We start from the raw sequence: 8759 nt of genomic DNA on the forward strand, positions 1-8759 counted from the left end.
CTGCCGCGCCCCATACTCACCGCCGCCTTCATATGGAACTGGTCGCGATGGCGACGCGAGCATCAAGTCGCCGCCGCCATCGCACATCGAAAAACACGCTATAATACGCAACTGTAGTACTAAGGGCTAAGCGACACACCGATCCGCATCTGACGTTCCAACTGAACTAGCTGCCACGCAGCCAGACCCAGAAGGCCCAGGCAGACCAGAACCAGACCGCCCAGCCCCAGATATCGTATCCACTCTTGGCGGGTGGTCATTGCACATGCAGCGCGACAAGCTGCCAGACCCATCGCATGTCATAGCGGATATCGGCCAGAACCCCATGATCGTCGCGCGGATAGACGATCCAGACCGGGCCCTTGTCGCGCGGGGTCAAAGGTACACCATCCATGTAAAGCGCGGCCAGAACGTCAAACTGGTAAAAATCCTCAATGGGGATATCGACGACATAATCGTTCAATGCCGCGGCGCGCACTTGGCTGCCCTCGGCCCCGGCGTGGGCAAGGATGTCGCGCATCAGCACGCCGCGAAACTCTGGCTGGTGATCTGTGACGCTGGTCGATGTGGCAAACTCATGCCAGTCCATCGCATCGAAATCCGCGCGCGTCAGCTCCACCCTGCCATCCGTGACCGCCCCGGTCAGGGTCAGCAGAACGTTCTCGGCGGCCGCCGGCACGGAGCTGAGCAAAAGCGCTGCGATCAGCGCGGTTCGAGCGATGCGATGCCGCAAGTTCATCACCACAACCTGACGTAAGAACCCGGTTCCTGTGCAACTTTAGCACAAAAGACCGCACGTTCCCCGTTCAAACGAACGGGGCGGCCAGTCTTGAGTAGAACTAAACTCAGAATTAAACAGCAGGAGGATCTACTCTTGACCATCTTCTCGACCATGCGAAGAGCGGGCATACCTGTTCTGGCCTGTCTTCTGGCGCTGCCGGCGCTGGCCGACGAGCCTGGAGGGCTGGTTACCGGCAGTTTTGGCGATCAGCCGCTGGAGCTGACTGTTGCCCCCGAATTGTCCGGCGCGACGATCATCGGCAACTATGCCGATGCCTCCTTGCTTGCCGCGCAGATGGAGGGCGATCAGGACAGCCTGACACTGACCCTGGAGGACTTCACGCCGGGCGACGGGATCGTCGCCTTGAAGGGCACGCTGACCGGGCAAGTCAGCGGCGGCCCCACATCCGAAACCCGGCCTGTCATCTTCAGCTTCGACACCCGGCTTGAAGAGCTCGACTGAGATGGCTGGACCCGCCCTTGCCCGAACTGCGGCCCTGCTGCTGATCGCTACGGCAACCTCAGCACTGGCCGGTGAACCGTCCAACCCGGTCTGCCACGCGGACGTCCATCGCGCCGGTAGTTTTGACCTGCGACAGATTGGTCCGCTGATCGCGGGAACGTGGACCGAAGCCGCCATTGGAACGAGTGTGGCAATAGGCGTTCAGGAGAGCACCTTCGAGATCATTTATGATCGGAACCGCAACCGATTGTATCTGGGTTCGGACGGCATTCAGACCGAACTGGTGCCGGTTCGAGGTGGCAACAAGCCGCTGCGCTTTGACTTTGTGCGTGGCGAGGCAATGGACCCGCAGTTTTATATGTTGACTTCAACGGGTTCCGAGCCCGGCGCGGAGCCTTGGGAATGGGCGTTGGTTCAGGATTGCCAGATTGCCTCGGCGCCGCAATTCGAATGGCAATTCGGCACCGGTGCGCGGCGCTCGGACGGGATCATCAGTTTCTTCTCGGCCAATGAGGCGATGGGAACAAAACGCAATTCGGCGCGGGGCGTCCGCGAACAGCTAATCAGCCGATAGGAATGCCAATGAAGGTGCTTGTCCCGCTTGTCCTGGCCCTCGGAATCGCAACCCCGGCTGGTGCATTGGACGCCATCGGCGAGATCGGGGCAAACTTGGACGGTGAAGAACTGAACTGGCAGGTGATGCGTCAGGATGATGGCTCGGCGATGGTGCAGATCACCGATATCGGCCCGCTGACCATGATCGAACTGCATGCACTTGGCGACGGCAGCATTTCCATCGGCCTGACCTTTCACGGCAAGCCTTCCGGCGATACGCCGCCCGCCGGTCTGACCATCGACATGCGGCCCGATCGCGGGGCGATGGCGGGCGCGGTCTGGGAAAGCGAGGAAGAGCCGCCGCAGATGTCGATCGACCTGCTGGAACTTGAGGATGAAGGCCGCATCCAGGCCAGCTTTGCGGCAACCCTATGCCGCCGGGATGCCCCGGATGACTGTCGCGACGTCGAGGGGCGGATCGACACGTCGTTGGGTGCCGGCCCATGACACTGGCCGAGTTTCTGGCTGATCCGCTGCGCGTGACGCAAATCTCCGACAGCGTGCTGGAGATCGAGAATCGTCCGGTCCGGCGAGCGGTGATTGCTGCGGCGGTGATATTGGTGGCGATCGCAGCGGGCCTGGCAGCCATCTCAGATGGTGCGACCGGAACAGGGATCATCGTGCTTGCCGTGGTGGGCCTGATCGGCTGGCTCTACATGCACGAGTTGGTGCAGCTGACTCAACTGAGCCTGGACAGGCATGCCGGTCTTGTCCGGCTGCGTGTGACCACATTGCGCGGGCGGCGTGAAGAGACATTCGCACTTTCGGACCTGCACAAGCTGGAAAGCGTCGCGCACTATGGCACGGCGGCAGGAAACGATGAGACCCGGCTGGTGCTGATTTGCGGATCGGGACCAGAGCGGCGCGAGATCATAGTGCCCATGTTCCGTCCGGACCCCGAAGAGGTGGCGCATCTGACGGGCATCGTCAATGGCTGGCTCTCCCGCCAGGGAAAGGGAAACCCGTCATGAGTATTGAGACGAATACGCCCGAACGACTGGAACTGGAACTGGCGATACCGCGCTTCATCCTGTGGTTCGTCATGCTGCCTGTCCTGCCGATCACGCTGATCGGGCTTGCCAATCTGATCGGCGGCGAGTTCCTGACCGCGTTGGTGCTGCTGGTCGGGCTGAACGGGGCCTTCATCGCGGGATACATTGCCCTGTCCGAGCGCACGCGGCTCCGGCTGGATGCGGGGACGGGGCTGGCCAGCATCACCCGGACATCGCGCCTCGGCACACGCCGGCGGGACTATCCGCTGGAGGCGCTGGACAGTGCCGAACTTGACCGCAGCCACACCGCGCGAGAGGACCGCAGCACCTCGAAGGTGGTTCTGGTCTTTCGCGACACGCGCCCGGCCACACGAGTCACGCTGTCGCGGTGGAGCGTGTCCGGCGACGGGCCCGCGCTAGTCGCCAATGACATCAACGCCTGGCTGCGGCGCCATTTCGGGGACGAAGCGACCGCCCCCGGCCGTCACCTCTCAGACTGATCGACACCCGAAAGGAAACCGGAGCTTTGTGGGATTTCAATATCGGACAGGCGTTCAGCCTGATGATGCGGACGCTGCCTTTCGTGCTCTTGCGAGCGGCGGTCTATTTCGGGATCACGCTGGCCTATATCCTTGCGACCGGCGCCGGCGTCGTGATCGGCTGGGGCGTCGGCGCCTTCGGGGATGAAGATTTCCGCGCGACCGCTATGGCCTGGGGCGGCATGGCGGGGTTCGGTGTGACCGGCGCGGTAATGTATTGGCTGCGCGAGTACATCCTTTACGTCGTCAAGGCGGGTCACGTCGCGGTTTTGGTCGAGTTGATCGACGGCAGGCCTCTGCCGGAAGGGCGCGGTCAGATCGCCCATGCCACGACCGTGGTGAAAGAACGCTTCGGCCAGGCGTCGTTGCTCTTCGCGCTGGACCAGTTGGTAAAGGGCGTTATTCGCGCCGTCACGGGGCTGGCGCGCGGCATCCTGTCGATCCTGCCAATCCCCTATGTCCGGCAGTTGATGGGCGTCGTCCAGGCATTCCTACGCATGGCGGTCGGGTTCATCGATGAGGTGATCCTCGCTCATGCGATCCGCACCCGCTCAACGGATGCCTGGGGATCGGCGCGTGAGGCGCTGGTGCTCTACGGCCAGAACTGGAAAGTGATGCTGCGCAACGCCGCCTGGCTGACGCTTTTTACCTACGGCCTCGCCTTTCTGATCTTCCTCGTGATGCTCGCCCCGGCTGCCGCACTGGTCTACGCCATCCCCGGTGCCTGGTCGGCGGGCGGCTTCGTTTTCGCGTTGCTGTTCGCCTGGAGCGTCAAGGCGGCCTTTCTCGAGCCCTTCGCCGTCACCTGCCTGATGCAGGTCTATTTCAGGATCACCGATGGCCAGGAGCCCGACCCTGAGTGGGACGCGCGGCTGGAGCAGATGTCCTCACATTTCCGCAAGCTGAAAGAACGCGCCGGTGCCCACTTCGGGACAGCGCGCGATGGAGAAGCCACATGAGATCTCTTGTGACCGCCGGGTTCATCGCCCTGACATCCGCCCTTGCGCCGGCGGCGCTTGCCCAGGAGCGCCCCAGCACGATCCTCGTTTTGGACGCCTCGGGGTCGATGTGGGGGCAGATCGATGGGGTGAACAAAATCACCATCGCGCGCGATGTCGTCGGGGACATTGTGTCGGATTTCCCCGCCGATCAGAATCTCGGCTTCGTCACCTACGGCCACCGCGAGCGCGGACAATGCTCGGATATCGAGACCGTTGTTGCGCCGGCGCCGGGCACCGCCGACGAGATTGCCCGGATCGTTAACGAACTGAACCCGCGCGGCATGACCCCGATGACCGATGCTGTCATCGCCGCTGCCCAAGCGCTGCGCCATACCGAACAGGCGGCAACCGTGATCCTCGTCTCGGACGGCATCGAAACCTGCAACCCCGATCCCTGCGCTGCCGCCCGCGCGCTGGAGGCGGCCGGCGTGGACTTCACCGCCCACGTCATCGGCTTCGACGTCAGGGGCGAGGCTGAGGCGCTGATGCAGATGCAATGTATCGCCGAGGAGACCGGCGGCCGCTTCCTGACCGCTGACAACGCCCGCGAACTGACCGACGCACTGCGTGAAGTCACCGCCGCGCCACCTTCGGGAACCTTCACCTTCACCGCCAATCTCGCTGGCGGGAAGATCGGCGACGAACCTATCTGGGACCAACCGTCGATGCCATTGGATATTCCCCTTCTGCCCGGCGAGGTGATTTGGGAAATCTCGGACACCGGATTCAACATGATGCGGACGGGCACCGCAAATCCCCTCACCGCCGATCTGCCGTTCGGCGATTATATCGTGACGGTCCATTCGACGGCTCAGGACGACTTCTCGCAGACCGAAATCAGTCTGGCATCGGACAGCGCACGCAATGTCCACGCGATCTTCCCGCCTATCGCGCCAGAGCAGCCCCTCGCGCAGGTATTCGCTCCGGCGCAGGCCGTTGTCGGGTCCGCGTTCAGGGTGACATGGGAAGGCGAGGACCTGCATCCGCGCGATTACGTCACAATCGTGCCCGCCGATGCAGAGGACGGGATCTATGGCGACTACGATCGGCTTGAGGACCGGACCGAGGGCGAACTGCGCGCCCCGACCCAACCCGGCTTCTATGAGGTGCGGCTGCAACTCGACGCCGGCGACGGGGTTCTCGCTCGCACACCCATTGAGGTGGTCGATGCGGACGTCACCGTATCGGCGCCGGCACAGGTCGTCGTCGGGTCGGCTTTCCCCGTCACCTGGCAGGCTGAGGGCATGCATCCGCGCGATTACGTCACCATCGTCCCCGCGGGGGCGGAAGACGGAGCCTATGGCGATTACCACCGCATGGAAGGCGATGCCGAGGGCGAGTTGCGTGCGCCAGCCGAGCCGGGGCTTTATGAGGTGCGCCTGCAACTCGACGCCGGCGACCGAGTTCTCGCCCGCACACCCGTCGAGGTGGTCGATGCGGACGTCACCGTATCGGCGCCGGCACAGGTCGTCGTCGGGTCGGCTTTCCCCGTCACCTGGCAGGCCGGGGGCCTGCATCCGCGCGATTACGTCACCATCGTGCCCGCAGGGGCAGATGACGGAGCCTATGGCGATTACCACCGCATGGAAGGCGATGCCGAGGGCGAGTTGCGTGCGCCAGCCGAGCCGGGGCTTTATGAGGTGCGCCTGCAACTCGACACCGGCGATCGGGTTCTCGCCCGCACACCCGTCGAGGTGGTCGATGCGGACGTCACCGTATCGGCGCCGGCACAGGTCGTCGTCGGATCGGCCTTCCCCGTCACCTGGCAGGCCGAGGGCCTGCATCCGCGCGATTACGTCACCATCGTGCCCGCAGGGGCAGATGACGGAGCCTATGGCGATTACCACCGCATGGAAGGCGATGCCGAGGGCGAGTTGCGTGCGCCGGCCGAACCGGGGCTTTACGAGGTACGCCTGCAACTCGACACCGGCGACCGAGTTCTCGCCCGCGCGCCCGTCGAGGTGATCGAAGGTGATGTCTCGCTCAACGGACCCGACAGGGTGCGGGCCGAAACGGAAATCACCGTATCATGGAGCGGCGTCATCCATCCGCGCGATTACGTTGCCATCGTTCGAATCGGCACGCCCGACGGCGAGCAAAGCGGCTATCGCCGCATCGGCGATGCTGATCGCGGCACGTTCACCGCCCCGGCGGAGCCAGGCGCCTATGAAGTCCGTTACCATCTGGATCATGGCGATCGGGTCATGGCGCGCCGGCCGATCGAAGTTCTGGCGGCAGATGCGCCGATGGATGAGGGTGCCGGGCTCGTCGTGCCCGCCACCGCGAGGCCGGGCGAGACCATCGTCGTGCGCTGGACCGGCGGCGGCGAAAGCGAGGACCGGCGTGTTGCGCTGGCTCGCGCCGATCAGGCGGATTTCAGCTGGATCAGTTTCGCAAGCGCCGTCGGGATCGACAGCCTGGAGATCGAAATGCCGGATGCGCCCGGCACCTACGAAATCCGCTATCTGGACATAACGGCAAGGGCAGTTCTCGGCCGCGCGATCATCACGCTTGGCGAATGACGGGCGTCACAAAAATCAGGAGAATTCATAACCATGCTCAGATCAGTCATTACGGCATTTGGCCTTCTGGCCCTTGTCGTGCCTGCCGTAGCCGCAGAGCCGGGGGGAACGGCATCCGGGACGATCGCAGGCGAAGAGATTGAACTGTCGGTCTGGACAGAGCAGTCCGACTTCACGTCTTCAAGCTTTTCAATCTATTTTCGAGCACCGGCACTGAGGGAGCGCGGCCTGGGCAGCTTGTCCGTCGGCGCAGAGTGGATCGGCGATCTCGATGGTGGCTTCTTTTCCGCAGAAATCGACGTTCCAATTCTCAATACCGATCCGTATCGCGTTTACCGTGCGGACCTGGACGATGAACTCTCCCTGACAATTACGAGCGCCTCCTACCAAGGCGATGTGCTGGCAATCGCGGGCCAGGTGGAAGGTGTTCTAACCAGTATGGACCGGATTGCCCTTCGTAATCCTGACCCCGACGATACTCTCAGTGTTAGCCTGACGTTTGAAGCCGTATTGGGTGAGTTGCAGTGAGGACCGCGGCGTTTTCCCTAGTTGCGATCTGCCTTTCCGCACCTGTCCTCGCTCAGGAACCAGACGGGAGCATGACTGGGTTTCTGGACGGCGCGCCCACGTCCTGGCGCATCGACGCGGAGCGGTCGGAGTACCATTTCGAGAGCGATGATGTCGGCTCCCTGCGCATCTTCGCCGATCCGCAGGAGGTGCCGAAAGATATCGGCCCGATCCGTTTGCTAGTGATGATGGTCGAGGGAACGGCAAGCCTCCTCGAACTGCGGATCGAGGACGGAGCTGGAAATCCAGTTCTACGGCTCGCTGACGATACGGGGACGCGCACAATCCTGGATATCGAGCGCGACGGGGATGGCTCGCTGCGTTTCAACGGAGAGATCGAAGCGCACCTGGTGGCTCATCCGATGTCGGACCGGGTGCCGGGACAGCGCCATCCCCTCGTCCTTGATGTCGTGGAGGGCCAGATCACAGTCGCAGGGCACTAACCTGCTACGGTAAGGAGGAATGAAGCCGATGAAACGGGCCCTCGCGCTGACGATCGTTCTGGTCTGTGCCGCCGTGCCTGCCCTGGCACAGGATCGGAGCGACAGTTCGCCCCTTTGCGGCATGTCCTCGCCGACAGCGTGGCAGGAGTTGCGCGAGCGGTTCGTGGGCGACTGGCGCGTCGCCCACCTTTCCGGCTACGTCCTTGCCAGCGGGATGGTCATCCCCATGCAGCCCTCGCCCGAAACCGAGACCATGTCCATCTGGCTGCTGGGCGAGGATCTGCTGCTCGATCACCCCGAGATGACCGAACCGATGGCCGTCACCCTCGCGGACGAGGGTCGCTGGGTGATCGAGATCGACCACCCCAAGATCCCAGAGCCGGTGCTTACGCCGGACGATGCGGTCCTGGCATGGGCCGGAGACTGCGATCAGGAAGATCTGCCGCGCCTCGTCGGCCGAGGCGACGTGAGCATGGCGGGCGCGGTCATGGACATGACGCTGCGCATGCTGCCGGTCGATATGGATACGATCTATGCCATTCTCGAGATCGAGGGCGCCGCTCAAGGCCAGTATGTGATTGCGCGGCGCGTGGTTTGGCTGAATCGGGTCGGAGAATAGGAGCCTGCCATGAAAAGACCGATCGCCGGCCTGTTCACTGCGCTGCTCCTTCCCGTCTGTCGCGTAGCCCTTAAATGTGGTATACGAAAGTCAACGGGAGTGGGCAAAACTTGGGGGTCATGCGGCTGCTCTTTGGTAGGCTCCGGTTAGCCGACCGTCGAGAACGGCGGCGCGGACAACAGCCACGCGGTGGGCTCCATTGGGCGACCATCTCATGC

General features: G+C 63.2%; 11 protein-coding genes and 1 pseudogene. 10 read left to right on the plus strand and 2 right to left on the minus strand.

The genetic code is table 11. The features are described from left to right. Positions 1-119: 119 nt before the first annotated feature. Positions 120-260, minus strand: coding sequence for a hypothetical protein (locus PVW27_RS20920; protein ID WP_274561050.1), 141 nt, complete (start codon positions 258-260; stop codon positions 120-122). Next, positions 257-739: a molybdopterin-dependent oxidoreductase gene (locus tag PVW27_RS20925; protein WP_084732134.1), complete on the minus strand. Its 483-nt coding sequence runs from the start codon at positions 737-739 to the stop codon at positions 257-259. The genes PVW27_RS20920 and PVW27_RS20925 overlap by 4 nt, the downstream gene beginning before the upstream one ends. A 135-nt stretch (positions 740-874) precedes the next feature. Here PVW27_RS20925 and PVW27_RS20930 point away from each other — a divergent pair, with 135 nt between their 5' ends. The 10 genes and pseudogenes from PVW27_RS20930 (at position 875) to PVW27_RS20975 (ending at position 8541) form a co-directional block, all read left to right on the plus strand. Further along, positions 875-1243, plus strand: coding sequence for a hypothetical protein (locus tag PVW27_RS20930; protein WP_274561053.1), 369 nt, complete (start codon positions 875-877; stop codon positions 1241-1243). Between the two features lies 1 nt (position 1244). After that, complete coding sequence (locus PVW27_RS20935) at positions 1245-1817, plus strand: hypothetical protein (protein WP_274561055.1); 573 nt, start codon at positions 1245-1247, stop codon at positions 1815-1817. A gap of 8 nt (positions 1818-1825) precedes the next feature. Continuing rightward, positions 1826-2305, plus strand: a complete 480-nt coding sequence (locus PVW27_RS20940) for a hypothetical protein (RefSeq protein ID WP_274561057.1) — start codon at positions 1826-1828, stop codon at positions 2303-2305. Beyond that, positions 2302-2829, plus strand: coding sequence for a hypothetical protein (locus PVW27_RS20945; RefSeq protein ID WP_274561059.1), 528 nt, complete (start codon positions 2302-2304; stop codon positions 2827-2829). Before PVW27_RS20940 ends, PVW27_RS20945 begins: the two co-directional genes overlap by 4 nt. Further along, complete coding sequence (locus PVW27_RS20950; protein WP_274561061.1) at positions 2826-3350, plus strand: hypothetical protein; 525 nt, start codon at positions 2826-2828, stop codon at positions 3348-3350. Before PVW27_RS20945 ends, PVW27_RS20950 begins: the two co-directional genes overlap by 4 nt. A 26-nt stretch (positions 3351-3376) precedes the next feature. Continuing rightward, positions 3377-4348 carry a hypothetical protein gene (locus PVW27_RS20955; protein ID WP_274561063.1) on the plus strand — a complete coding sequence of 324 codons (972 nt, stop codon included), beginning with the start codon at positions 3377-3379 and terminating at the stop codon, positions 4346-4348. Next, positions 4345-4749: pseudogene (locus PVW27_RS21635) on the plus strand (vWA domain-containing protein); the annotation flags it as partial. The gene PVW27_RS20955 and the pseudogene PVW27_RS21635, both read left to right, overlap by 4 nt. A 2196-nt stretch (positions 4750-6945) precedes the next feature. Then, the gene (locus PVW27_RS20965; protein ID WP_073067658.1) at positions 6946-7440 is read left to right on the plus strand and encodes a hypothetical protein; all 495 of its coding nucleotides are present in this window, start codon (positions 6946-6948) and stop codon (positions 7438-7440) included. 71 nt (positions 7441-7511) lie between these two features. Further along, complete coding sequence (locus PVW27_RS20970; RefSeq protein ID WP_073067656.1) at positions 7512-7922, plus strand: hypothetical protein; 411 nt, start codon at positions 7512-7514, stop codon at positions 7920-7922. A gap of 28 nt (positions 7923-7950) precedes the next feature. Beyond that, complete coding sequence (locus PVW27_RS20975; RefSeq protein WP_274561070.1) at positions 7951-8541, plus strand: hypothetical protein; 591 nt, start codon at positions 7951-7953, stop codon at positions 8539-8541. The last annotated feature ends 218 nt before the right edge of the window (positions 8542-8759 follow it).

Origin of the sequence: Seohaeicola sp. 4SK31, assembly GCF_028802875.1 — a bacterium.
Classification (GTDB): Bacteria; Pseudomonadota; Alphaproteobacteria; order Rhodobacterales; family Rhodobacteraceae; genus Seohaeicola.

What these genes read in the sequence shown, in the direction of transcription:
- PVW27_RS20975 (WP_274561070.1), top strand. Translation starts at nt 7,951, where the DNA reads ATGAAACGGGCCCTCGCGCTGACGATCGTTCTGGTCTGTGCCGCCGTG.
- PVW27_RS20940 (WP_274561057.1), top strand. Translation starts at nt 1,826, where the DNA reads ATGAAGGTGCTTGTCCCGCTTGTCCTGGCCCTCGGAATCGCAACCCCG.
- PVW27_RS20950 (WP_274561061.1), top strand. Translation starts at nt 2,826, where the DNA reads ATGAGTATTGAGACGAATACGCCCGAACGACTGGAACTGGAACTGGCG.
- PVW27_RS20970 (WP_073067656.1), top strand. Translation starts at nt 7,512, where the DNA reads ATGACTGGGTTTCTGGACGGCGCGCCCACGTCCTGGCGCATCGACGCG.
- PVW27_RS20945 (WP_274561059.1), top strand. Translation starts at nt 2,302, where the DNA reads ATGACACTGGCCGAGTTTCTGGCTGATCCGCTGCGCGTGACGCAAATC.
- PVW27_RS20920 (WP_274561050.1), bottom strand. Translation starts at nt 260, where the DNA reads ATGACCACCCGCCAAGAGTGGATACGATATCTGGGGCTGGGCGGTCTG.
- PVW27_RS20925 (WP_084732134.1), bottom strand. Translation starts at nt 739, where the DNA reads ATGAACTTGCGGCATCGCATCGCTCGAACCGCGCTGATCGCAGCGCTT.
- PVW27_RS20965 (WP_073067658.1), top strand. Translation starts at nt 6,946, where the DNA reads ATGCTCAGATCAGTCATTACGGCATTTGGCCTTCTGGCCCTTGTCGTG.
- PVW27_RS20935 (WP_274561055.1), top strand. Translation starts at nt 1,245, where the DNA reads ATGGCTGGACCCGCCCTTGCCCGAACTGCGGCCCTGCTGCTGATCGCT.